At 53.7% G+C, this 23841-nt stretch carries 21 protein-coding genes, 1 tRNA gene, 1 riboswitch and 1 other annotated feature; of the genes, 15 read left to right on the top strand and 7 right to left on the bottom strand.

What is annotated here, in order from left to right:
• Nucleotides 1-141: 141 nt before the first annotated feature.
• The 4 genes from thiH to M0651_RS12210 are packed head-to-tail and all read right to left on the bottom strand — an operon-like array spanning nt 142 to nt 2888.
• Nucleotides 142-1251 carry a 2-iminoacetate synthase ThiH gene (thiH, locus tag M0651_RS12225; RefSeq protein WP_248552019.1) on the bottom strand — a complete coding sequence of 370 codons (1110 nt, stop codon included), beginning with the start codon at nt 1249-1251 and terminating at the stop codon, nt 142-144.
• A complete protein-coding gene (locus tag M0651_RS12220; protein WP_248552018.1) occupies nt 1248-2033 on the bottom strand; it encodes a thiazole synthase in 786 nt (261 codons plus the stop codon). The genes thiH and M0651_RS12220 overlap by 4 nt, the downstream gene beginning before the upstream one ends.
• A 5-nt stretch (nt 2034-2038) precedes the next feature.
• Nucleotides 2039-2242 carry a sulfur carrier protein ThiS gene (gene thiS / locus M0651_RS12215; RefSeq protein WP_248552017.1) on the bottom strand — a complete coding sequence of 68 codons (204 nt, stop codon included), beginning with the start codon at nt 2240-2242 and terminating at the stop codon, nt 2039-2041.
• The gene (locus M0651_RS12210; RefSeq protein ID WP_248552016.1) at nt 2226-2888 is read right to left on the bottom strand and encodes a thiamine phosphate synthase; all 663 of its coding nucleotides are present in this window, start codon (nt 2886-2888) and stop codon (nt 2226-2228) included. The genes thiS and M0651_RS12210 overlap by 17 nt, the downstream gene beginning before the upstream one ends.
• 110 nt (nt 2889-2998) lie before the next feature.
• Nucleotides 2999-3101, bottom strand: a riboswitch (TPP riboswitch).
• Between the two features lie 202 nt (nt 3102-3303).
• On the opposite strand from M0651_RS12210, the gene M0651_RS12205 reads away from it, so the two are divergent.
• The 3 genes from M0651_RS12205 to M0651_RS12195 all read left to right on the top strand — a co-directional run bounded on the left by M0651_RS12205 (nt 3304) and on the right by M0651_RS12195 (nt 5061).
• Nucleotides 3304-4227, top strand: a complete 924-nt coding sequence (locus M0651_RS12205; RefSeq protein WP_248552015.1) for an FUSC family protein — start codon at nt 3304-3306, stop codon at nt 4225-4227.
• A gap of 81 nt (nt 4228-4308) precedes the next feature.
• On the top strand, nt 4309-4455 hold the full coding sequence (locus tag M0651_RS12200; protein ID WP_248552014.1) for a hypothetical protein: 147 nt from the start codon (nt 4309-4311) through the stop codon (nt 4453-4455).
• 96 nt (nt 4456-4551) lie between these two features.
• Nucleotides 4552-5061, top strand: coding sequence for a DinB family protein (locus M0651_RS12195; protein ID WP_248552013.1), 510 nt, complete (start codon nt 4552-4554; stop codon nt 5059-5061).
• Between the two features lie 99 nt (nt 5062-5160).
• On the opposite strand, the gene M0651_RS12190 is transcribed toward M0651_RS12195, so the two are convergent.
• A tRNA-Pro gene (locus tag M0651_RS12190) sits at nt 5161-5234 on the bottom strand.
• A 168-nt stretch (nt 5235-5402) separates the two neighbouring features.
• Nucleotides 5403-5618: a binding site (T-box leader), on the top strand.
• A gap of 93 nt (nt 5619-5711) precedes the next feature.
• On the opposite strand from M0651_RS12190, the gene leuS reads away from it, so the two are divergent.
• On the top strand, nt 5712-8153 hold the full coding sequence (gene leuS, locus M0651_RS12185; RefSeq protein WP_248552012.1) for a leucine--tRNA ligase: 2442 nt from the start codon (nt 5712-5714) through the stop codon (nt 8151-8153).
• 76 nt (nt 8154-8229) lie between these two features.
• Here the strand turns inward: leuS and comER are convergent, their stop codons facing one another.
• Nucleotides 8230-9117, bottom strand: a complete 888-nt coding sequence (comER, locus tag M0651_RS12180; RefSeq protein ID WP_248552011.1) for a late competence protein ComER — start codon at nt 9115-9117, stop codon at nt 8230-8232.
• Between the two features lie 214 nt (nt 9118-9331).
• Between comER and M0651_RS12175 the strand changes: the two genes are divergently transcribed.
• The 6 genes from M0651_RS12175 to holA all read left to right on the top strand — a co-directional run bounded on the left by M0651_RS12175 (nt 9332) and on the right by holA (nt 16877).
• The gene (locus tag M0651_RS12175; protein ID WP_248552010.1) at nt 9332-9871 is read left to right on the top strand and encodes a ComEA family DNA-binding protein; all 540 of its coding nucleotides are present in this window, start codon (nt 9332-9334) and stop codon (nt 9869-9871) included.
• Nucleotides 9872-9912: 41 nt separating this feature from the next.
• Nucleotides 9913-10431, top strand: a complete 519-nt coding sequence (locus tag M0651_RS12170) for a deoxycytidylate deaminase (RefSeq protein WP_248552009.1) — start codon at nt 9913-9915, stop codon at nt 10429-10431.
• A gap of 99 nt (nt 10432-10530) precedes the next feature.
• Nucleotides 10531-13110 (top strand): DNA internalization-related competence protein ComEC/Rec2, encoded by a 2580-nt coding sequence (locus tag M0651_RS12165; RefSeq protein ID WP_248552008.1) that lies wholly within the window; start codon nt 10531-10533, stop codon nt 13108-13110.
• Nucleotides 13111-13312: 202 nt separating this feature from the next.
• Nucleotides 13313-13861, top strand: coding sequence for an RNA polymerase sigma factor (locus M0651_RS12160; protein WP_248552007.1), 549 nt, complete (start codon nt 13313-13315; stop codon nt 13859-13861).
• Entirely contained in the window at nt 13858-15075 is a 1218-nt protein-coding gene (locus tag M0651_RS12155; protein WP_248552006.1) for an anti-sigma factor family protein, read from the top strand. The genes M0651_RS12160 and M0651_RS12155 overlap by 4 nt, the downstream gene beginning before the upstream one ends.
• 779 nt (nt 15076-15854) lie before the next feature.
• The gene (gene holA, locus M0651_RS12150) at nt 15855-16877 is read left to right on the top strand and encodes a DNA polymerase III subunit delta (RefSeq protein ID WP_248552005.1); all 1023 of its coding nucleotides are present in this window, start codon (nt 15855-15857) and stop codon (nt 16875-16877) included.
• 112 nt (nt 16878-16989) lie between these two features.
• Here the strand turns inward: holA and rpsT are convergent, their stop codons facing one another.
• A complete protein-coding gene (gene rpsT, locus M0651_RS12145) occupies nt 16990-17262 on the bottom strand; it encodes a 30S ribosomal protein S20 (RefSeq protein ID WP_248552004.1) in 273 nt (90 codons plus the stop codon).
• Nucleotides 17263-17467: 205 nt separating this feature from the next.
• On the opposite strand from rpsT, the gene gpr reads away from it, so the two are divergent.
• From gpr to lepA, 5 genes are all read left to right on the top strand, one after another.
• The gene (gene gpr / locus M0651_RS12140) at nt 17468-18481 is read left to right on the top strand and encodes a GPR endopeptidase (RefSeq protein ID WP_248552003.1); all 1014 of its coding nucleotides are present in this window, start codon (nt 17468-17470) and stop codon (nt 18479-18481) included.
• A 148-nt stretch (nt 18482-18629) separates the two neighbouring features.
• Nucleotides 18630-20000 carry a stage II sporulation protein P gene (locus M0651_RS12135; protein ID WP_248552002.1) on the top strand — a complete coding sequence of 457 codons (1371 nt, stop codon included), beginning with the start codon at nt 18630-18632 and terminating at the stop codon, nt 19998-20000.
• Nucleotides 20001-20032: 32 nt separating this feature from the next.
• Nucleotides 20033-20545, top strand: coding sequence for a hypothetical protein (locus M0651_RS12130; protein ID WP_248552001.1), 513 nt, complete (start codon nt 20033-20035; stop codon nt 20543-20545).
• A gap of 92 nt (nt 20546-20637) precedes the next feature.
• Nucleotides 20638-21708 (top strand): LacI family DNA-binding transcriptional regulator, encoded by a 1071-nt coding sequence (locus M0651_RS12125; protein ID WP_248552000.1) that lies wholly within the window; start codon nt 20638-20640, stop codon nt 21706-21708.
• 314 nt (nt 21709-22022) lie between these two features.
• Nucleotides 22023-23840, top strand: coding sequence for a translation elongation factor 4 (lepA, locus tag M0651_RS12120; RefSeq protein ID WP_248551999.1), 1818 nt, complete (start codon nt 22023-22025; stop codon nt 23838-23840).
• The last annotated feature ends 1 nt before the right edge of the window (nt 23841 follow it).

Below are 23841 nucleotides of genomic sequence, written 5' to 3'. Positions count from 1 at the left end.
GAAATGTTGCACAAATTGCAACATTTTCGCCGGTGACAGCACAGGATCCGCAATCTTGAAAAGAATCGGCCCGGTATAAACCCACCAGGCCGATTCTTTTTCAATCAAGGGCACTTCCCCCAATGATTTAGGCTCCAGGCATCAATTTGGGATTAAGATGTCCCAATCCTTAAACACCGGCTGCAGTCCATTCTGATAAAGCATCTCTCGGATCTCGGAGACGCTGCGTTCATCGGAAATATCAAATTGCGGGGTTCCTCCGTCTTGGGAGTGACCACCAACCGCCGTGGATACCCCGGCTGACATTTTGGTAACTCCGAGATGAACCAACTTGTCGCGTAATCGGGCAGGCTCCCGGGTGGACAAAGTGATTCCTGCCCGCGGTAGAAACAGACGGTAGGCAAGCAGGACTTGCACTAACGCCCGATCGGTCACATCTGAATCTGGTTGGTATTCTCCCAGGAAGGGGCGGAACCGGGGAATTGACAAGCTGATCTCACAACTCGGATAGTTGGTTTGTAAGTAATCGGCGTGCAAGGCTGCGATAACCGCTTCCTGTCTCCAATCATATAAGCCGAGTAATGCGCCGATATTTACGGATCGGTAGCCTGCGGCGCAGCCGCGCTCCGGGGCCTCAAGCCGATTCCGATAATTGCGTTTGGGGCCTTTCACATGGAGTTTGGCATAGGTTTCGCGGTGGTATACTTCCTGAAATACCGTTAGGCTATCTACACCTGCTATTGCTAGTTCTTCGTATTCGCTGACAGACATCGGGTTCACTTCAATACCAATCGAGGTAAAATGCTCGCGCAGAACCTTAACGCATGCTTTCAGGTAATCGACGGGGGAATCCTTGCGAGATTCTCCGGTCAACAGCAGGATATGGCGGATGCCGGTTGCGGCAATCGCGGCGGCTTCCCGATCGACCTCTCGCATATCCAGCTTCTTTCGCGGAAAATCATAGATCGAACTAAAGCTGCAATACTCGCAGTGGTTCACGCAATAATCGGACACATACATCGGCGTAAACAACTGGATCACGTTCCCAAACTGGTTTTGGGTGATCTGCCGGGCTCGTTGTGCCATTTCCTCCAGATGTCTTCCGGCCGCAGGCGACAGTAAGGCGAGTAGATCCTCCGCATCGAGCTTGGATTTGCCTAGTGCCCGCCGTACATCCACGTCGCTGTAACCCTGTAGTCGCTGTGAAAAGGGGAATGATTCCCATGCCTGCAGGATGTCATAAAAGCTCATGCCTCGGCCCCCACTGCATCCAGAAACCCGGTTAGCGGGGAGGAGGCAACTGCGTTTGGTTCAACCGGCCCCAGTCCTGCCAAATGGGCTAATCGGCCCGCAGCTACGGCTCCGCGGAAGGCTTCGGCCATACCTAGCGGATCTCGGGCGGTCGCAATCGCCGTGTTCAAGAGGACCGCTGCCGCCCCCATTTCCATCGCTTCCGCGGCTTCAGAAGGTTTGCCGATGCCGGCGTCTACAATGACCGGCAGTCTCGCTTCTTCGATGAGGATTTGGATCAGCTCCTTCGTCCGCAAACCGCGGTTGCTGCCGATCGGTGAACCGAGCGGCATGACGGCAGCGGCTCCCGCATCCCTTAACCGGAGCGCTGCTGACAAATCCGGACTCATGTAGGGAAGGACAACGAACCCTTCCGCCGCCAACACCTCGGTCGCTTTGATCGTTTCCAGGTTGTCGGGCAACTGATAACGCTGATCCTGGATGACCTCCAGCTTGATCCAATTGCCCATCTCCGCTGCCCTGGCCAATCTGGCAATTCGGATGGCTTCTTCCGCGTTCCGGGCGCCGGAGGTGTTCGGCAACAGCGTCATGTGCGAAGGGATATGATGCAGCAAATTTTCCTCTTCCCAATCGGGGTTCACCCTTCTCAAAGCCACGGTGATGACCGCGGCTCCCGAACGTTCGATGACTTCGGGAATTAAGCTGTTCCGGTTATACTTGCCGGAACCGATAAATAAACGGCTGGACAAGGCCTTGCCGCCAATATGGAATAAGTCCTGCATGTGGATCAACCTCCTCCTACGAAATGGACAAGCTCAATTTGGTCCCCTTCAGATAACGGGATAACGGGATAGTCTTCCTTTTTCACGACCGTACCGTTCAGTTCTATCAGCAGCTTTCGGTCCCTCCATGGAGGCTCTGCTAATAGATCTGCAAGTGTGATGCAGCCTTCGTTTAATATCGTCTCTTTCCCATTAAGACGAACCTGCACGTGGTTCACCTCCTTTCCAAGCGGCCTGCATCGATAAGCGGTAGGATTGGGCTTCTTCCGCCGGGGCCGGTGCATGAAATAGACCGGTCATGATCGCAATACCCCGAGCGCCGCAGCGGATGATCTCTCCGGCTTGATCCGGACGGATGCCTCCAATAGCGATGACTGGAAACGGGCAAGCCTTAGCAGTGGCCGTCAACGCGGCGAGCCCCCTGCCGGGAAGTCCCGGTTTGCTGGCTGTATCGTACACATGTCCGAATAAGCAATAATCCGCCCCATCTGCGGCGGCCTGAACCGCTTCTTCCGCCGAATGAATAGACCTGCCCAACCGCATCCCGCTGGCTAGCGGACGGGCGGAGCCAAGAGAGAGGCTGTGTCCGGCTAAGTGAAGGTTAGCAGCTCGGGTGGCCAACGCGACGTCCAGTCGGTCGTTCACAACGATTTTGCCCAGCGGGATGCCAGATTCCAACATCCTTTGAAGGACTTCCAGTTGGCCTTTGGCGGTGAGTTGCTTATCCCGCACATGAATGTAATCCAGATAAGGAAGGGCCGCCAGCGATACACTAAGGAGTTTAGGAATGTCTATGGGAGAGGTAGAGATCAGATGGAGTTCAGGCGCATTCTGCGCGGAATTTCGATTCGGCATAGGTACCTCCTTCAAGTGTGGAATGAAATGCAAAAAAGCCCCCTCTGCGAAGAGGGGGCTAGGTTCAGAATCGGAATAAATAGGCCCTATAGGACGATATCCGGTCATGTACACTGAACTCTCCACTTCCCTACGCAGGTATTACCCCATTCAGGTTCAAAGGGTCCGAATCTTCCGATTCGTCTCAGCCTTACGGCACCCCTAGTGTTGATTCGTTTGGAATTGTCATGATTACTATACACGGAGATCCAGATAATGACAACTAGGTGTTGAGAAACGATCGTTTCCAAGAAAGTTTCATGAAAACGTCACGATTTGCGGCGAAAATAGCCGATCTGTGATGTTTAATTAGGTTGAGGCAGATGGAACACATTCTATATAATACGGTCGGAGCTAGATTGGGGGGGTGATAAAGTTGAAATGGACGATCGGTTTGCGCAATATCAAGACGGGGCTAGCGATCTGTTTATGTGTGATCATTGCGGCGTTGATGCGCCTGGAGTATCCTTTCTATGCCGCGATTGCAACGATCATTTCAATGGAGAATTCGGTCACCAACTCGTTTACGGCCGGGAAACACCGGACGATGGGAACCTTCGTTGGGGCGATCGTGGGTGCGGGTTTCGCCATGATCGAACCGGGAAATGCGGTGTATTGCGCATTGGGGGTCATCGTCGTGATCTATGTCTGCAATTTGCTGAAATGGAACAAGTCGATCTCCATCGGGTGTATCGTATTTTTAGCGATCATGCTTAACCTTCAGCCGGGTGAAAGTCCAATTTTTTATGGGATTAATCGGATCACGGACACGCTGATCGGGATTGCCGTTGCCGTTATCGTTAACTTGGTAGTCTTCCCGCCTAAACATGAAGCTGATCTGGAAAAAGCGCGTAAAGCCGTCGCCAAACGGATGGCCGATTTGTTCGGGCAGATCACGACCTGCAGGGAAGCCGTCAATTTGAAGAGTTTTCGTGCAGAGCTGGATTGCTTGGTGAAATATTATCAACTGTGCAAAGAAGAGTTTCATTTGACGCGAAACCTGAGCGAATCGATGGATCGTATCGGCGAGGAGATTGAATCTTATCGCCATATTTATGAGCATTTGGTCATTTTGCAGCAACTGATTAACGAGCATCGACTGCTGCTGCTTGAGAGCGATAACGAGCAGGTTGAATCGCTGGCGGCGGGTTATCATAGTGAAGAACAACGTCATAACATCGAAATTGTTTATGCTTATCATGCGGATTGGATCTACGCTGAGCTGCTGAAGCTGGGACTGCCGCTTCCGATCAAGGAGCGGGGACGTCTGCAAGCGAAGGCGGAGCTGAAAATATCATAATCAAACAGAAGCTGATATGCTCCCCCTACGGTAGACAGGTGAAATAATAAAACTTGTTTACTGTGAGGGGGAGCATTTTTCATGCCCATTAAAGAGCTTACCGACGTAGAGAAGTTGGCCATTGTGCAGGAGATCGAGGACGGACATATCGGTATTAATGCTGTTGTAAGAAAGTTCGGGTTCAACAAGACCACGTTGAAAGGAGAGTTCTATTCTTTCGCGAATTGAATAGACATGCCGAAGGTACGATTTTCGCTAAAAAATTGCGGTAGAGCATGGGGAAGAGATATTGTTTTCTATAACTTCATAGAAAGGTGATTATACATGAACCAAAGACCGTCAGAAGAAGAATATGCTGGGGACGCAGGCACGTATATCCGTTTGGTGCCGGAAGGCAACATCATTGACATTCTGCTCGCTCAGGAAAAGCATATGACCGAGCTCCTGGCATCGTTGACCGAAAGCCAGAGCGCCTATCGGTATGCGGATGGAAAATGGATGCTGAAAGAAGTCGTGGGCCACATCGCTGACAGTGAACGCGTCATGAGCTACCGCCTGCTCCGATTTGCAAGAGGGGATCAGACGCCTTTACCCGGTTTCGACCAGGAATTGTTCATTCCTCCTTTCGGAAGTTGGACAACGGCGCAATTGGCCGAAGACTACCGGGCGGTACGGAAATCGACGGTCACACTGCTGCGGGGGTTACCGACGGAGGCATGGTCCCGCAAGGGCACAGCCAACAGCGTAAGCATTTCGGTGCGTGCGCTCGCTTACGGCATCGCAGGACACGAGCTTCATCACATGGGGGTTATCCGAACTCGTTACTTGAGTTAGTCGTCCGGAAGATCACAATAGAAAAACAACAACCTTCTGGATTGAACATCCAAAAGGTTGTTGTCTATGAATTCAAAGACCTATATTCTTAAATAAGAATCGAGACGACAGGATTTGAACCTGCGACCTCTTGCTCCCGAAGCAAGCGCTCTACCAAGCTGAGCCACGTCTCGTCGGTTGTAGTATTCATTTATACGGGGGAAACATTAATAAATTATACTCTCTTGAGTAAAACTGTAAAGAGGTTTTCAAGTGAAAAAATTGCGAACACAAGGCACTCGTTCCGACATTGACGATCCATGGCATTATTTTATATAATGATTGATAATCCAATTCTATAATGTGGAACTTTGAAGAGGAATAGTAATTTGAATTCGCCATCCAGAGAGCCGGCGTTTGGTGCAAGCCGGTTGGGGAATGCAGACGAACTCGCCTTGGAGTTATGATGCGCAAATCATCATCGTTTTGCCCGCGTTAAGGGTCCAAAGGGAGCTAGGACAAAGCATGTCCGATGCTAACTAGGGTGGTACCACGGGAAATTTCCTCTCGTCCCTAGCGATTATACGCTACGGGTCGGGAGGTTTTTTTGTAGCTGGAGGTCAGCTTTTGACCCCATACTTAAATTGTTATTTCAAGGAGGATTTTGAATTATGGCGGACCACAACGTGCCCCATGACGTTTACCGGGCCCAGGCCATCGAACCGAAATGGCAGGCTTACTGGGATCAGCATCACACTTTCAAAACACGGGAAGAGTCGGGCAAACCGAAGTTTTATGCGCTTGACATGTTCCCTTATCCATCAGGGGCAGGCCTTCACGTTGGTCATCCGGAAGGGTACACGGCCACGGATATCGTCTCCCGCTTTAAACGGATGCGCGGCTACAATGTACTCCATCCGATGGGCTGGGATGCCTTCGGACTGCCGGCGGAGCAGCATGCGCTCGATACAGGCGAGCATCCGCGGGAAATTACGGTTAAGAATATCAACAATTTCCGGCGCCAAATTAAATCGCTGGGTTTCTCCTACGATTGGGACCGCGAGATCAGCACGACCGATCCGGATTATTTCAAATGGACGCAATGGATTTTTATCCAGCTGTATAAGAAAGGGTTGGCCTATGTAGCCGAAGTTCCGGTGAACTGGTGCCCGGCACTGGGAACGGTCTTGGCGAATGAAGAGGTCATTGACGGCAAGAGCGAGCGCGGCGGCCATCCGGTGATTCGCAAACCGATGCGCCAATGGGTGTTGAAGATTACCGAATACGCAGAGCGGCTGCTTGAAGACCTTGAGGAGCTGGACTGGTCGGAGAGCATCAAGGATATGCAGCGCAACTGGATCGGGAAATCCGAAGGGGCCGAGGTTGTATTCGAAATTGAAGGCCAGAACGACGTTCTTACCGTCTTCACGACGCGCCCGGACACCTTGTTTGGGGCCACGTATGCGGTGCTTGCGCCGGAGCATGAATTGGTCCAAACCATTACGACGGATGCCCAGCGTGAAGCGGTTCGGGCTTACCAAGACCAAGCTGCGCGCAAGAGCGACTTGGAGCGCACCGACTTGGCCAAGGAGAAAACCGGGGTATTCACCGGCGCCTATGCGATTAACCCGGTGAACGGTGCGAAGCTGCCAATCTGGATCGCCGACTACGTGCTCGCGGGTTACGGGACCGGTGCCATTATGGCGGTACCGGGGCATGACGAGCGCGATTACGAATTCGCCAAGCAATTTGATCTGCCGATCATTGAAGTGGTTGCTGGCGGCGATCTGGCGAAGGAAGCATATACGGGTGACGGCGTTCATGTGAACTCCGGCTTCCTGAACGGGCTGGGCAAAGAAGTAGGAATCAAGAAGATGATCTCCTGGTTGGAGGAGAACGGCAAAGGCCGCGGCAAAGTGACTTATCGCTTGCGCGACTGGTTGTTCAGCCGCCAGCGGTATTGGGGCGAACCGATCCCGATTCTGCATCTGGAGGATGGCACGATGAAGCCGGTACCGGAGGATCAACTGCCGCTTGTCCTGCCGGATGTCGACGCGATCAAGCCGTCAGGCACCGGGGAGTCGCCGCTCGCGAACGTCACCGAGTGGGTGAACACGGTTGATCCGGAAACGGGGGAACCGGCTCGCCGCGAGACGAACACGATGCCGCAATGGGCCGGTAGCTGCTGGTATTATCTGCGTTACATCGATCCGCATAACGACAAGGAGCTGTGCTCGAAAGAGAAGCAACAGGAATGGCTACCAGTTGACCTCTATATCGGCGGGGCCGAGCATGCGGTGCTTCACCTGCTCTACGCTCGGTTCTGGCACAAAGTCTTGTACGATCTTGGCGTAGTTTCGACCAAGGAACCGTTCCACAAGCTGGTGAACCAAGGGATGATTCTCGGCACCAACAACGAGAAGATGAGTAAATCTCGCGGCAACGTTATCAACCCGGACGAAATTGTGGGCGAATTCGGCGCGGACACGCTGCGTGTCTATGAAATGTTCATGGGACCGCTGGAAGCGACCAAACCTTGGAACGCTAGCGGCGTGGATGGCATTCACCGCTTCTTGTCCCGTGTTTGGCGTCTGTTCGTCGCCGAGGACGGCAGCCTGAATTCGAAAATTACGGTGGACGGGGGCAGCGACGAATTCAAACGCACCTGGCACAAAACGATCAAGAAAGTGACGGAGGATTTCGAGAACCTGCGTTTCAACACGGCGATCAGTCAGTTGATGATCTTCGTTAACGAGGCCTACAAAACGGACGCCGTGCCGAAAGCGGCGGCGGAAAACTTCGTACAGCTGCTGTCCCCGCTGGCTCCGCACTTGGCAGAAGAGCTTTGGGAACGCCTTGGCCATACCGAAACGATTACGTATGAATCATGGCCAGCGTACGACGAGGCTTGGACGGTTGAAGCCGAGGTGGAAATCGTAGTGCAGGTGAATGGTAAAATCGTCGACCGCACGAAGATTTCCAAGGACTTGGATCAGGCGGCGATGCAGGAACACAGCTTAAGCCTGCCGAACGTGCAGCAGGCTGTGGCTGGGAAGACGATCCGCAAGGTCGTTGCCGTACCGGGTAAATTGGTTAATATCGTCGTTGGATAGATCATCGGTTCGCCCATGAGGTCGGCGGTTAGTTCAGGAAATGAGGGGCCCCCAGATGTGGCCAGCGGTACGCCGGCTAGGGGCCTTCCCTTTCTGGGTACGCCGTTGATGGGTTAGCTGCTGGCGGAGAAATATCCGGTGTACCCGCGTGAAAGAGAGCGTGCAGCTTACTGATATCCTCGTCGTATTTGCGGTGTGTCGTTTCGATTAGGCGGGTAAATACACCGCGCAGACCGGATTCGAGCACGTTGATGCCTTCGGCGGTAACTCCACCGGGAACGGCAACCCGCTCGATTAGTTCCTCCGGACTTAGACCGCCTTCGGTCAGTAGTTTGCCGGTACCAAGCAGCATTTCCGAGCCAAGCTCAATCGCCTCGGCGTAACCGATTCCCGTCAGTTCGGCGGCCGATTCCGCCCAAAGCTGCAACATATACGCGACAAAAGCCGGTCCGCAGCTCGACAGATCGGAAGCGATCCGGGTTTCACTCTCTCGGAGGGTAGTCGGCGTGCTGATCGAGGACATCAGCTGTTCCAGCAGCAAACGGTCTTCAGGACGGATTCGTTTGCCGTACATGCAGAGCGAAGCGCCGCTGTGAACAGAATGCGTGATGCTGGGGATGATCTTGGCGATTTTTGAAGGAAGGGCTTCTTCCAATGTTTCGATCTGGACGGGGCTGGTAATCGACACGACGATTTGCTTCTCGTCGAGCACGTCCCGGATTTCCGCGATCACTTCGGGGTAATCCAGGGGTTTGACGCACAAGAAGACGATTTTGCTTCCCTGCACGGCTTCGGCGTTGTTGCTGTAAGCCAGCAGACCAGGATGGCGCTGAATCAACCATTTGGTTTTGTAGGGAGAGCGGTTGCTGGCACAAATGTTAGGTGGGAGCAGCGCGCCGGAACGCAAAAAAGCGTCGATGAGCAGGCTTCCCATGGATCCGGTTCCGATGAAGGCGACTTTCATCCGGCTTCCCCTTTCCGTGCTTAACGCACTGTCTTGGTAAAACGATAAGGTAGATCGCATTCATACCTGTTTCATAAACGGTCAGTTTTACTTTCGCATGAACCTACTTCTGCCGTTTCTACTTCACCTGTATAAATATGTATGCAGCTTGATTGGATCTTCATGACTACAAGTGGATTCTTTTAAGAGGTTTGATAGGGGAGTGGATGATCCTATGCGGAAGGAACTTATATTGACGGCGATCGCTTCAGCTGTGATCGGCGCCGGTTTAATGCTTCTAGCGACGGGCGGCCGAGAGCCTGCCGGGATCGAGGGCTGGGCACCGGTTAATGCTGAGGTGAAATCAGCATTGGCTGCGGCAGACGCAGGAGGCAAGGACTCTGGCGCTGCGGCTGCGGCGGGCAACACGGGGGACGTGAGCGAGAGTCCAACTGCGACAGCTGGCGGCAGCTCGGCGTCGTCAGCGTCCACTACCGGAGCGACTGCTGCACAAGGTAGCGAGGCCGGAGGGGTTAGCGCAGCCGTGCCTCCGACGGACGGGGGCGGTAAATCCGCCGATACCGGGAAGATCAGCATCAATCGCGCCGGATTGGCTGAGCTGCAAGAGATCCCCGGGATCGGGGAGAAGAAGGCGCAGGCGATCCTCGATTATCGCAAAACGCATGGCGCCTTTGCCGCCATCGACGATTTGACTCAGGTCAAAGGAATCGGGGACAAGATGCTGGAGAAAATGAAGCCTTACATCGGGCTGTAGGACTAAGTGATCGAATGACGACTTGTGAGGGTGATAATGGGATGAATCCGGACAATCGTAAAGACTGGGATACGTATTTCATGGATATCGCTTATATGGTGTCGACGCGGTCGCGCTGCAACCGACGTCATGTCGGCGCCGTGCTGGTTCAAGGTAAGAAGCTTCTGGGCACGGCCTATAACGGGGCCCCTTCCGGCGTTCCGGATTGCTCGGAGGCCGGATGTATGATTGCGGAAGAGTATGAACTCGTAATAGAAAACGGCCAGGAGAAAATGGTGAAGAAGCAGCGCTGCGTCCGCACCATCCATGCCGAGCAGAACTTGCTATTGTTCACGGACCGGATCGATCGGGAAGGGTCCAGCGTTTACGTGACGGACGAGCCATGCTGGACTTGCGCGAACATGCTGGCCAATAGCGGTATTACGGAGATTGTGTTCCATCGGTCCTATCCGAAGGATACCGGCAAGGTTACCGCCATGATGGCGCAGAAAGGAATCACCTTCCGCCGTTTGGAAGGTTATCATCCGCCGCAGGAGACAATTGCGCAGGTGGAAGAGTAATCGAATACATTTCACACCATACTTGAATGTGGAAGCACCTCATTCGCCCTTGGGCGGGTGAGGTGCTTTTTTTGTTGTGGCTGATAAGGAGGGGTTCCGATGAATCGTAGACCATTAACCGCGATCGCCTGCGGGTGGGTGGCCGGCAGCGCTATGGCGGCGGGATATCCCGGCTGGCGGTTTTGGTTGTTTGGACTGGGATTATCGCTGACATGCGCGGCCATCGCCTTGATCTGGCGACCGTCTTGGCGAAGTCTGGTTCTAGTCTGGCTGGCTTTCTTGCTTGCGGGCGGTTATTGGCTATATCACGAAACGGGAAATGAAACCCGGATTAGGCTGCCCGCGAACGGACAAGCCGTACGTCTGGAGGGAACGATCGTATCGGCGGTGGAGGTCGACGGCGATCGCGCCGCCTTTACGCTGAAAGCAAGCCGGATCTCGCTGCTGCCGGTCGGATCAAGCACGCTAGTCACCCAAGAAATCCCTGGCGGGGAAAAGATGGCCGTTCAGGTGAGGCTCGCGTCCCAAAAAGAACTGCCTATGGCAGCCTCTTGGCGGCGCGGCCTTCAGGTGACGCTTGACGGAACGCTCGAAGCACCTCAACCGGCACGCAATTTCGGCGCGTTTGACTACCGCCGGTATTTACACCTGCAGCGGATTCACTGGTTGGTTAAGGCGCCGGGCGCTTCCGCTTTGAAGGCGGGGCCGACAACCCGAGGGATTGCCGCTGCTATGGGATCTATTGACACGCTGCGCGCTCGCCTCGGCAATCGCATTGAACGGTTGTTTCCCGAATGGCAGGCGGGATATATGAAGGGACTGCTGATCGGCCTGCAGGATGACCTAGACCCAGACAAATACGCGGAGTTTACACAGCTTGGGTTAACTCATATTCTGGCGATCTCAGGTAGCCATGTGGCGATTAACGTGGCGCTCATTATGGGATTCCTTCGTCTTTGTCGGGTTACGCGGGAGAGCGCGATCACAGTCGCGTTAGCGTTCGTCCCGGCATATATGCTGATCACCGGGTTCTCACCGTCGGTCATTCGGTCCGGATTGATGACGATGCTGGGGCTGTATTTATTAAGGCGCGGGCTGCTGAAGGACAGCCTAAACGTATTGGCGGCGGTTGCCATGCTCATGTTGATCTGGGACCCGTACTATTTGCTGAACGTGAGCTTCCAGCTCTCGTTTGCCGTGACGGCGGGATTGATCGTATTTGTGCCGCTGCTATTGCCGTACTTCCGGTGGTTACCGAGCAAAATGAGGGGCGCCGTAGCCATCACGCTTGTGGCTCAACTGGTCTCTTTTCCGCTGACGATCGTCTATTTCAACCAGTTTTCCCTGTTGTCGATCCTAGCTAACCTCCTACTTGTACCGGTGATCGGCACCCTGGTGCTCCCGCTCGGAACGGGTGCCTTGCTGCTTGGCTGGCTGTCGGTTCGGATCGGTTCATGGGTGGCGTTCCCGGTGCGGTGGTTGAATACGGCAACGTTCGAGGCGACAAGCTGGCTGAGCGCACGCAGCGGCTTCATGACTTATTGGAAATCTCCTTCGTTTCTCTGGGTGGCGGCTTTCTATATTGGTTGCTACCTGTTGCTGTATTGGGGGAAACGACGCGAACGTCATGCTGCTGAAGCGTTAGTCTCCCAGTGGCAAGACGACGACACGGTACCGTTGAGGCCGGTGGTAGACACGTCTCCATCCACTCATCTGAAGGAGCGCGTATGGGCTAGGCGTGTAGATCTCTTGCGTTTAACCTTAGCCGCGGGTCTGGTGCTGCTGCTGATCTCCGGTTATAGTCCAGTCTACAGTAAAGGTACAGGCTACATCGAGTTTATTGATGTTGGTCAAGGCGACTGCGCCTTGATTACGACGCCTTCCGGTAAGCATGTGTTGGTGGATGGCGGAGGCACGGTATCGTTTCGCAAAGCGAAGGATGCTTGGCGAGAGCGCCGCGAACCTTTTGAGGTTGGGGCCAAGACGGTCGTTCCACTGCTCAAGAAACGGGGGATTCACCGCCTGGACGCGGTGATTTTGACACATGGGGACCAGGATCATATCGGCGGTCTGCAGGCCGTGCTGGATTCGTTCCCGGTTGAAGCGCTGCTAATCAACGGCAGTCTGGCGGAGTCGAAGACGATGACAAGTTTGATGGAGACGGCGATAACCCGGCGGATTCCGGTATATTCGGCAAGTCGCGGCATGAACTTACAACCAGATAAGGTCACTCGCTTAGAGGTGCTTTACCCGCTAACAGGCACGGAAGGGTCAAGCCGGATTCCTTTCGTGAAGGAGCAAAACCACCACTCCATCGTATTTCGGTTGGACATGGACGGGGCTTCCTTTTTATTCACGGGCGATATGGATGAGGCGGCGGAGCGGGAGATGCTTGGATTGGATCAGAATACACAAGGAGGTTCGATTGATGTTATGAAAGTGGCCCATCATGGCAGCAAGACATCTACCTCCGCGGCATGGCTGGCCTATTGGCAACCGGCCACGGCGCTGATTTCGGTTGGAGCCTCAAATAACTACGGGCATCCGCATCCCACGGTCGTCGATCGTTTAAACGGGCAGAATATCCAACTCTATCGGACCGATAAGCAAGGTGAAGTTCAGATGAGAGTACGAAGGGGGAAGATCGAGGTCAGGAACAAGCTGCCTCAAACCCCGTAAAATTAGGCCCTTCCCTGATTTCGGCAGGATGACGGGACCTGTTTTTTTTGGTATTCTAAGGTGAGATTGAAAGGATTCCGTACGAGAGAGGCTTGTATTTTCCAGATGATGGACTCCAAATTATTTATAAAAAATAGTAACAACATTGCAACATCTTGTCGGACGTTAGCGTCTGTAAGGATGCAAGGAAGGGGGAGCCTTAGTGGTAGAGCAGGGACTCATCAGAGCCGCTCAAACGGGCGATCGCGACGCTCTAATCACCCTATTGCGAGAAATTGAACAACACGTGTACCGGACGGCCTACTATATTTTGAACAATGAGCAGGATGCACACGACGCTGCTCAAGAAGCTCTCATTCGCATTTATACCAAAATCAATTCTTATGAGGAAAAAGCGCAGTTCAAAACTTGGGTCCAACGGATCGTGACCAACATTTGTATCGACAAATTTCGTAGAAATAAGCCAACGGTATCGATCGAGGAGCACGAAATGGTGTTTCAGGGGAATGATAGCGTGGAGCGTGAGGTCATGTCGGGGTATTTGGCCGACGACATTCGCAGCGCGATCGAGCAATTACCGGAACACCATCGATCGGTGGTTGTGCTGAGGTATTTACAGGACTTTTCGTATAACGAAATCGCTGACAGCTTGAATTTGCCGCTGAATACGGTGAAATCCTACTTATTCAGGGCCAGACAGCAGCTGCAGCATTTACTCCAAGATTATCAGAAGGGTGGTGTATCAGGATGAAGTGCCCGGAGGCGGTGGAATGGATGCATCGTTATCTTGACCATGATTTAAACGAAGAGGAAAGTTTTCTCCTCTTTGAGCATATTCGTAATTGCGAGGAATGCGCTGAAACGTTTGCTCTGTTGAACAAGCTGTCTGCGCAATTGGAGGAGCTGCCGAAGGTGGTTCCGAACTATAGCCTTGTGGATGCGATCCTGCCGCAGCTGGATGAAATCGACCGTGCTCGCCTTGAAGGAGGCAGCGCCGCCGAGGAGACGGTCTTGCCGATGACGGCGGTGCATGTTGAGGCGGGGACCGGCCAAGGCGGTACGCTGCTAAGTCGTCGCAGTTCACGTCGTCAGGATGCGGATGCAGGTGTGCGACGGAGCCGGATCTACCGGTACGGATCGCTGGGGGTAGCAGCGGCTTTGATTCTGGGTGTGTTCATTTATCAATATGAACCACGTACCGTATCGGATGCCGAGATCGCTATGAACACCTCGCTCACGGAATCAGCCAGCGAGAATTCCTCGGCTGCGAATTCGGCCGACGATGCGGCGGGAAGTGCACAGCTGTTCAAGGACGGCAGTAATGCAGGCAGTCTTGAGATGGGGGAACAGGACGCACCGGTTCCTAAGGAGGACGGTAACCCGACCGCGGGTGGGAACTCCGGTGGTGCGGATGACCAGAACGATACTGGAGATTTGATGGCTCCTGTTACTCCTGGAGCGGAACCAGGGAACTCGCAATCCGGCATCAAGGCTCCAAGCGAGCAGGATACCGGTAAGAGCGATCCGACGAGTGACAATTCGGTGCCAACGAATCAGGGCGATCGTGTTCCTGCTCAGGATCCGACTACACCCGAAGCTGGGAATTCGGACTCTGCGGCCGATGCCAAAGCGCCGGAAGGTCTTGAAGATGAGATTATTAACCGGCAATTGACCCTAGAAGATCCGATGGGAAAGTTTGGCATCGCTAGTTTTAATAGCTGGACCTCGCCGGATGGGAAGTTTGAAGCCGAATTGAAGGACGGACATCTGTATGTCTACCGTCTCGACATCCAGGATCGGAAACAGGTAGCTGATGAGGCGATCGACGGAAATTGGGTTGACGGCGCTTGGTCGGAGGACGGACGTGTATTTACGTACGAGACAGAAATCGACGGAACTTCAGCGGTTCGTACGATCGATGCCGAGAAGGCGGCCGCAGCCGCTGCGGAAGAAACGCAGCCCTAGACGCGAATGAGGACGGACAAAATTGGGCGGTTTTCTGAACATGCGGCAGGCACCTTTTCAGGAGATATGGAATAGGTTATAGGTATAGTAGAGATAGCGGTTTGGACCCCTGATCGTCGTATGACCGCTGGCGGGAGAGTTTCTAGAGCTTTTCGGCCCGCGTTTATATAGATGTTCCGGGACAGAGGGATCTTTCGCCAAGAGGCAGAGGTCCCTCTGTTGCATTTTAAGCGGTTGTTTAAAAAATCATCTCGGGATCACGAAGTTAATTCATGGGTGGCCTCTCGGCGTCGAATCTTGAATTCAGCCGGGCCAGGCGGATGCTTCCGAAGTATGTTTCCTTCGGAAACATTTCAGTTGCTCACGTAGCCTACGGCTACGCTCTGCTACTCCGTCCCTAGCTTCATCCAACCTTCTTGGTGCTCCGAGCTGACTCAATTCGCTGCGCTCCATTAACTTTCAGCAATTTAACGGAACTCAGCGCCGTTATTTGTCTGTTTTGCCGAAGCTCAGATTTCTAACGGAACCAGGAGACCTTATCTCGGATGAAATCAGCACAATCCACATGATTATGGCCTAATAAGGTCTCTGGAGTCCGTTACAACGGGAAATCGTTGGGAAATGAGCAAATAAGGGCTGTACGTTCCGTTACGATACAATCCAGCCGGATCTGCAGCTAACTACCGTTATTTCGATCGGCGTGACAAACAGGGTTTGGACGAATGACCGAAATCGAAGTATGATGGATAGAGGTAATGAAGACGGAAGGGAGAACCCGAATGGACGCAAAGCAAGCGATGAAAGACATTAAGCAGGGGCGGATCTCCCCGCTATACGTTTGTTATGGTACGGAGAAATACCAGATTCAAGAGTTCGTGGGCCTGCTCCAGGAGCAGCTTGTGGATCGGGATCAAAAGGACTTTGCTTTGGCCTCTTTTGATTTGGCGGAGACCCCGATCGAAGTGGTGGTCGAGGAGGCAGAGACGATGCCTTTCCTCGTGGAGCGTAAGCTGATTGTTGTCCGTGACTCCGCCCTGCTTGTAGCAGGCGGCAAGGAAGGCGGCAAAATCGAGCATAAGGTAGAAACGCTGCTGACGTATATCGGCAATCCTGCGGAGCATAGTGTGATCGTGTTTGTGGTGAACGGCGAGAAGCTGGACGAGCGGAAGAAGGTCGTCAAAGCGATCAAGGCAGCCGGTACGGCGTTGTCCTTTATGCCGCTGGGCGGCGGGGAGCTTGTTCAGTGGGTCGTGCAAGAGGTGGAGAAACGCGGCTGCCGGATCGGACGCGACGCGGCGGAGGCGTTGATTGCGGCGAGCGGCGTACAGATGGCCGCCTTGGCTGCAGAAACAGACAAGCTCTGCTTGTACGCCGGTGTCGGAGGTATGATCGATACCGCGGCGGTTGAGCAGTTGGTAGCCCGCAGTACGGAGCAAAATGTATTCGTAATGGTGGAGCATATCGCTGCGATCCGGCTGGAACAGGCGCTTGGCATCTTCTACGAACTGCTGAAGCAGCGCGAGGAGCCGATCAAGATCGCGGCGTTGATCGCCCGACAGTTCCGGATCATGCTGCAGGTGAAAGAACTTGGACGCCAGAGCTACTCCCAGCAACAGATCGCCTCGCAACTGAGCTTGCACCCGTACGTCGTGAAGCTGGCCGGCGATCAGGCCCGTAAATTTGAAGCCGGACGGCTGCGGACCATCCTGTCCGAGTTGGCCGAGTTGGATTACCGGATGAAGAGTGGACAAATCGACAAGGTGCTGGGGTTAGAGTTGTTCCTGCTAAAACTGGGAGCCTAGAGGCGACAATCGCCCGCCCCCATCCAAAAGAAAGCCAAAAAGACCTGAACGATTTATCGTTCAGGTCTTTTTGAGCTTAGTTGAAGACTAACTTCATTATTATTAACGAGGCTTACGCTTGGGCCGTAAGTTCGTTCAATTTTTTTGCCAAGCGGGACTTCTTACGGGCAGCTGCATTTTTGTGGATCAAACCTTTAGTTACAGCTTTGTCCAATTTTTTGGTTGCAGCCACGAAAGCAGCTTTAGCTGCTTCTACTTCGTTGTTCGCCAGAGCGGTGTCGGCAGTTTTCACAGCCGTACGCAGGGCGGATTTTTGCGAAGCGTTCAGTACGCGGCGTTTGTCGTTCGTCTTCACGCGTTTGATTGCGGATTTAATGTTAGGCATTGCATTCACCTCCTGTAAAGCATATATCAACCCAGATGATTCACAACTTAAAATATTTTATCACGCAAGATAGTAAAAAGCAATAAATTCATCATACTGAATCTCTCGATTTCGCGCAAGTTTTACCGCCTGACCGAAGGCATGTATAAACGCTTTCCCTCTCCCGCACAATAAAGGCAATCAGAGGAAATGGAGGTCATATGGCATGAATTTAGATTTGCGGGAGTATTCCGTACGCACCGACTTAGCCGTTGAATCGAAGGAAATCGCGGAAACAGCCCATGGCGGGCCGGTTCCAGGGCTAAATGAGCAGGTCGAGGAGCAGGACGGAATCAAGATCACCCGACTGGATGTGACCAACGAGGCGGCCTCGCGGCAAATCGGACGAGTCCAAGGACATTACGTCACGTTGGAGGTTCCCGGCCTCCGGAATCAGGACACCGAGCTGCAGGAGAAAGTCGCCGCCGCATTTGCTAAGGAGTTTACCGCATTTTTAAATAAAATTGGGGTGGGTCCCGGGGCGAAGACATTGATCGTCGGACTGGGCAACTGGAACGTTACTCCGGATGCGCTAGGGCCGCTGGTGGTGGAGAATGTCATGGTCACTCGCCATTACTTCGAGCTTACGCCGGATCAAGTGGCGCCGGGTTACCGAGAGGTTAGCGCCATTGCGCCCGGCGTGCTGGGAATCACCGGCATTGAATCCAGTGAGGTGGTGCAGGGGATCGTTGAGCGGACGCGACCGGATCTGATCATCGCCATCGACGCGTTGGCATCACGTTCGTTGGAACGGGTCAATACGACGATCCAGGTCGCTGATATCGGCATCCACCCCGGTTCCGGTATTGGCAACAAGCGTCGAGGACTGACCAAGGAAATTTTGGGCGTACCTTGCATCGCGATCGGCGTACCGACGGTGTGTTATGCGTCCACGATCGTTAATAATGTGTTCGATTTGATGAAGAGTCACTTCAATGATGAGAGCGACGACGGGAACGCACCCACGAAACAGATTATGGGCATGCTGAACGACTTAAGTGAAAGCGAGCGACTGGGTCTTGTCAAAGAAGTGCTCGAGCCGCTTGGACATGATCTCATCGTTACCCCGAAAGAAATCGATGAATTCATTGAAGATGTGGCTAATGTCATCGCGAGCGGGCTGAACATCTCGTTGCACGAGGCGGTTACCCCGGATAACGTGGCATCCTACACCCATTAACGCCCGCACCTTCCTCCTACTCCCGAATCACAAGAAATCCGTGAATCTAGCGGATTTCTTTTTTTTGTGAGAATTCGAGGTTCTAGCTCTTGAACTAGGTTCATAGATTTGGAATATAGTTCGAAAGCGGCTGGAGGAGGAAACGCATATGAAATTCAAGGCTTGGAATCTAGGAAAAATGAGACGGAATCTGCTGCATGTGTTGGCGCTTGGACGCACATTTTTGCTGTTATCGGTCATGTCGGTGATCTTTTTCGTCATGTTGGGGGTGCTGGGCATTGCCGAGAAGAATCTCAATACGTCCCCGGTTTCTTCGATGAAGGGGCTGGCGGCTTCGCTGTCGAGCGGGTTTTTCATGGATATGGTTGGCATGGAGCTGCCGCACGCGGCCAGCGAAAAGCAGATGCCGGCGATATCGGGTCGGCAGATGACGAATTTCGTCTTTCAGCTGTTAACGGATGTTAATCCATCCGATCCGAAGAGTCTGGTCGCCCGCGAAGTACCGGGCCTCGGCGCGGACAGTCCGATCCTGCTGCGCACAGGCTCCGGCAATGGTATTGCTCAAGCGCCTGAGGATTACCGGCCAGGCACAGGGGCGGATGGCAGCGCACCGGATCACCCGGAACCGGATGCCGTAGAAGGCGGGGATGGCGTTGACCCAGGGACGGGCGGTACCGATTCGGGCGAAGCGAAGCCCCCAGAACAGGAGCCCGGGAAGACGGACGGTTCGTCCGGGGATCAGGGAGATCCTTCGATCAAACCGGGGAACAAAAACATCGTGATGATCTATCATTCGCATCCGCAAGAATCTTTTAATCCGGTGCTGGGCACCAATGTAGATAATCCGAGCTCGGCGGAAGACAAGAAGAACGTAGGTTTAGTCGGTGAGGCACTAGCGCAGGAGCTCGAGCGAAAAGGGGTCGCCGCCTTGCACTCGTTCGAAAATTATGCGGGTAAGGTGAGCAATTACAACTACAACTATTCATATAAATATTCACGAGAGACCGTGAAGCAGGCGATGGCCGAAAACGGCAAGCTGCAGTATTTTATCGATATCCACCGCGACTCGCAACGCCACGATAAGACGACCACAACCATCGACGGTGTCAATTATGCTCAGGTTTATTTCATCATCGGGCACGGCAATGAGAACTGGCGTGAGAACGAGAGATTCGCCAGCTCGATCCATGACCGGCTGGAGAAGGCGTATCCCGGGATTTCCAGAGGGATATGGGGGAAGACGTCTTCCCAGGGCAATGGGGAGTACAACCAGTCGTTGTCGCCGAACAGCGTCCTGATCGAGATCGGCGGGATCGACAACAGCGAGGAAGAACTGGAGAGCACCGCGAAAGTGTTGGCTGGGATTTTGGCGGATCTGTATTGGGAAGGTCAGGACGCGGAGAAAGCGGGCAAGCTCACGAAAAGCGGCTCGAACGGCGGCGCATCCAACGCAAACCAAACAAACAATGGAGTGAGCAAGGGCTCACCAAAAACCGGAGATACGAGCAAGAAATCTTGAGTTTTTATTAACGAAGTAAACGGGGGATGGACATGGCGAAAACGTTGCGCAAAACCTTGGTATACGGACTTTTGCTGGCGGCAGGGGTGACGCTTGGGATGCAGCTCGCTGAAAGCGGAACAACGTCGGTGTACGGGCCCGGCTTTCAAACCGGAGGGACGACAGTAGGCGCTAACGGACAATCCATGGGGGGGGCGTATCCGCAGCAGCAATACAACAACGGCTGGTCGTCCGGCCCCACCACCCCCGTATGGACCACAACCGGCCAAGGTAATGCAACTCCACAGGGGACAACTGGCGGGTACACCTTGGTCCCGAGCTACGGTACGGTCCAAAATGGAGCGACCACCCCGAGCGCGACGGCTAATGGATCTAATCTCCCAGCTGCCGGCGGCCAGGTCATGCAAACGCCAGCCGACTTGCTCCTGCCGCCGCCGTCTCCACCGGCCGTCGACCGCTTTGCCGACAAAGCGGCCCATTTACTGCAGCAGGCTTCGCAGAAAAGCATTCATTGGGTAGCCTCTCTGTTTGGCCCCGGGGAATGAAATAACGATTTATAGCGAATGGTGGATTTGTTATACTATTGTTAGATTGTTATGAATCCGTTCGTTATACGTTATTTCGGAGGTTAGAATTCTTGAAGAAAATCACGATGCAGCAAATCGCCGATCACCTGGGCGTTTCGAAATTCGTTGTATCCAAGGCATTGTCCGGCAAGGGAGGCGTCAACGAACAGACCCGAGAGCGGGTTATTCAAGCCGCTTCCCGGCTCGGTTATTTTAATCAGAAGAACGGCTATGTCAAGAACGTCATTCCCTCAGGAACCACGCTGCCGGCGCCGGCCGGCAAGCAGTCGGTCTTGGTGCTGATGCCTAATATCCGGTTTCAGAATAAGGAGTCGCTATATTGGGGACGGTTGCTGGAGGGCATCTCCCGGGAACTTGAGGTGCAGCAGCTAGGGATGATCATCGTATCGGAACCCCGGGGCGACAATTTCATCAATATCCTCAATCCGGATGGCATTCTGGGGATGATCGGAGTCGGGCAGATCGCTACCTCGTTCCTGCTGGAGGTGCACCGGATCGGGCTGCCGATGGTACTTGTCGATCATGAGGACCCGCTGATTCCCAGCGATACGGTTTTTGCGAACAACCTTGACGGAATGGCCCGCCTGACCACCCATTTGATCGGACTGGGGCACCGGGAACTGCACTTCTTGGGGAATTCGGCGTTCTCCCGCAGCTTCCGTGATCGCTGGATCGGTTATCGCAGTGCTTTGGAGGAGTACGGCTTGACGCCGCAATCCTCGGATGATCCGATGCTGCAGCTGGAAGGCATCGATACCGGGGCTTACGGGGACGAGATGCACGGGTGGCTGGAACGGCGGAGAAAGACAGGGGCACTCCCGACGGCGCTCGTGTGCGCGAATGATTCCATCGCCATCCATGCCTGCACCGTCTTAAGCGAGATCGGCGTAAACGTACCTGGGGACCTTGTTGTCAGCGGGTTTGATAATATCGAAGACGCAGCCCGCAACACGCCTGCGATTACGACCATCCATGTGCCGAAGGAAGACCTTGGCCAGCGTGCGGTGAGAAAGCTGGTGGATCGGCTCGCGCATCCGGATGCGCCCCAGGAGAAAATCATGATCTCCGTCGAGACCGTGTATCGGGACTCTACCGCCGAGCCACAACAGACCGGGCGATAGAAGGCGCTCACCGCCGCTGCCTTTCATACGAGAACAACCCAAAAGAGCGAACGAGCAAGGGATCATCCCCTTGCCGTTCACTCTTTAATTTATACAGGCATCTGTTTAGAAAATGCTCGTTTCGTTCAACCAATGGATTCGCTGCTGTACGCAGGCTTAGGAGCGCAGCGGATCCTCCGGTGTGTTTAACACATAGGGATCGACCGTCGTCGCGGCGGGGTAGACGAATTTATCTCGCTGTGATTGCTGCCTGCCCTTGCAACTGATATAATAAATTGATTGTATGACTTCGATGATTTGTGGTGGGGGTAAGGATGACAGATATCAGAGCTAGACAAGCGAATATTCGCAATTTCTGTATTATTGCACATATAGACCATGGCAAATCGACATTAGCCGACCGAATTCTGGAGTATACCGGGGCGCTGACAACACGGGAAATGCAGGAGCAGGTTCTTGATCAGATGGATTTGGAACGTGAACGCGGCATCACGATCAAGCTTCAGGCGGTCCGCCTGACCTACCGTGCCGACGACGGCGAGGAGTATTTACTGAACCTCATCGATACGCCGGGACACGTCGATTTCACCTACGAGGTCTCCCGCAGCTTGGCCGCATGCGAAGGAGCCTTGCTGGTAGTGGACGCCGCTCAGGGGATCGAGGCGCAAACGTTGGCTAACGTTTATCTGGCGCTGGATAACAATCTGGAGATTTTGCCGGTCATTAACAAGATCGACTTGCCAAGCGCCGATCCCGATCGGGTGAAGCAGGAGATTGAAGATGTCATCGGACTGGATGCCAGCGAAGCGGTACATGCCTCCGCCAAAGCGGGGATCGGGATTAAGGAGATTCTGGAGCAGGTCGTACAGAAGGTGCCTGCGCCAACGGGTGACCCGGATCAGCCGCTGAAGGCGTTGATTTTCGACTCGCATTATGACCCTTACAAGGGTGTAATCGTATACGTGCGAGTCATTGACGGACAGATCAAAGCCGGCTCAAAAATCAAAATGATGGCGACGGAAAAAACGTTTGAGGTTATCGAAGTGGGGGCCTTTAAACCGCGGATGACGATCGTGGACGAGCTGAATGTCGGCGATGTCGGCTTTATCGTTGCCGGCATCAAGACGGTCGGCGACACTCGCGTCGGGGATACCGTCACGGATGCGAAGCATCCGACAGCCGAACCGCTTCCGGGTTACCGTAAGATTAACCCGATGGTCTACTGCGGTTTGTATCCGATCGAAACGTCGGATTACAACGACCTGCGCGAAGCGCTGGAGAAGCTGCAGCTGAACGACGCTTCGCTGAGCTTCGAACCGGAAACCTCAAGCGCGCTGGGCTTCGGTTTCCGCTGCGGCTTCTTGGGATTGTTGCACATGGACGTCATTCAAGAACGAATTGAACGGGAGTTTAACATTCCACTGATTACGACGGCGCCAAGCGTTATTTACAAAGTAACGCTGACGAACGGGGAGACGATCTCCATCGACAACCCGTCCAACTATCCGGAGGTCGGCAAAATCGACTATGTCGAGGAGCCTTACGTCAAAGCGGCGATCATCGTACCCAATGATTATGTGGGAACCGTCATGGAACTGTGCCAAAGCAAACGCGGCGAGTTCGTGAATATGGAATACCTCGATACGACCCGTGTGACGATTACGTACCAGGTACCATTGTCGGAGATTGTATATGACTTCTTCGATCAATTGAAATCGAGTACGAAGGGGTACGCTTCTTTCGATTATGAACTGTCGGGTTATCGTCAATCGAACCTGGTGAAGATGGACATCCTCTTGAACGGAGAGCAGGTCGACGCCTTGTCTTTTATCGTCCACCGGGAACGTGCCTACCACCGCGGCCGGATCATATGCGAGAAGCTGCGTGAGCTGATCCCGCGCCAAATGTTTGAAGTGCCGATTCAGGCCTCGATCGGGCAGAAGGTTATCGCCCGCGAAACCGTGAAGGCGATGCGCAAGAACGTTCTTGCCAAGTGTTACGGCGGCGATATCTCGCGGAAACGCAAGCTGCTGGAGAAGCAGAAGGAAGGCAAGAAGCGGATGAAGCAGGTCGGCAATGTCGAGGTGCCGCAGGAAGCGTTTATGGCAGTACTGAAAATCGACGACAATTAAG

Origin of the sequence: Paenibacillus mellifer, assembly GCF_023195895.1 — a bacterium.
Taxonomy (GTDB): domain Bacteria; phylum Bacillota; class Bacilli; order Paenibacillales; family Paenibacillaceae; genus Fontibacillus; species Fontibacillus mellifer.
Note: the sequence above shows the minus strand (reverse complement) of the source record. Positions and strands in the feature narration are given on the sequence as shown.

What these genes read in the sequence shown, in the direction of transcription:
- M0651_RS12220 (WP_248552018.1), bottom strand. Translation starts at nt 2,033, where the DNA reads ATGCAGGACTTATTCCATATTGGCGGCAAGGCCTTGTCCAGCCGTTTA.
- M0651_RS12165 (WP_248552008.1), top strand. Translation starts at nt 10,531, where the DNA reads ATGAATCGTAGACCATTAACCGCGATCGCCTGCGGGTGGGTGGCCGGC.
- M0651_RS12155 (WP_248552006.1), top strand. Translation starts at nt 13,858, where the DNA reads ATGAAGTGCCCGGAGGCGGTGGAATGGATGCATCGTTATCTTGACCAT.
- M0651_RS12130 (WP_248552001.1), top strand. Translation starts at nt 20,033, where the DNA reads ATGGCGAAAACGTTGCGCAAAACCTTGGTATACGGACTTTTGCTGGCG.
- M0651_RS12195 (WP_248552013.1), top strand. Translation starts at nt 4,552, where the DNA reads ATGAACCAAAGACCGTCAGAAGAAGAATATGCTGGGGACGCAGGCACG.
- lepA (WP_248551999.1), top strand. Translation starts at nt 22,023, where the DNA reads ATGACAGATATCAGAGCTAGACAAGCGAATATTCGCAATTTCTGTATT.
- rpsT (WP_248552004.1), bottom strand. Translation starts at nt 17,262, where the DNA reads ATGCCTAACATTAAATCCGCAATCAAACGCGTGAAGACGAACGACAAA.
- leuS (WP_248552012.1), top strand. Translation starts at nt 5,712, where the DNA reads ATGGCGGACCACAACGTGCCCCATGACGTTTACCGGGCCCAGGCCATC.
- M0651_RS12200 (WP_248552014.1), top strand. Translation starts at nt 4,309, where the DNA reads ATGCCCATTAAAGAGCTTACCGACGTAGAGAAGTTGGCCATTGTGCAG.
- M0651_RS12135 (WP_248552002.1), top strand. Translation starts at nt 18,630, where the DNA reads ATGAAATTCAAGGCTTGGAATCTAGGAAAAATGAGACGGAATCTGCTG.
- gpr (WP_248552003.1), top strand. Translation starts at nt 17,468, where the DNA reads ATGAATTTAGATTTGCGGGAGTATTCCGTACGCACCGACTTAGCCGTT.
- holA (WP_248552005.1), top strand. Translation starts at nt 15,855, where the DNA reads ATGGACGCAAAGCAAGCGATGAAAGACATTAAGCAGGGGCGGATCTCC.
- M0651_RS12210 (WP_248552016.1), bottom strand. Translation starts at nt 2,888, where the DNA reads ATGCCGAATCGAAATTCCGCGCAGAATGCGCCTGAACTCCATCTGATC.
- M0651_RS12175 (WP_248552010.1), top strand. Translation starts at nt 9,332, where the DNA reads ATGCGGAAGGAACTTATATTGACGGCGATCGCTTCAGCTGTGATCGGC.
- comER (WP_248552011.1), bottom strand. Translation starts at nt 9,117, where the DNA reads ATGAAAGTCGCCTTCATCGGAACCGGATCCATGGGAAGCCTGCTCATC.
- thiH (WP_248552019.1), bottom strand. Translation starts at nt 1,251, where the DNA reads ATGAGCTTTTATGACATCCTGCAGGCATGGGAATCATTCCCCTTTTCA.
- M0651_RS12170 (WP_248552009.1), top strand. Translation starts at nt 9,913, where the DNA reads ATGAATCCGGACAATCGTAAAGACTGGGATACGTATTTCATGGATATC.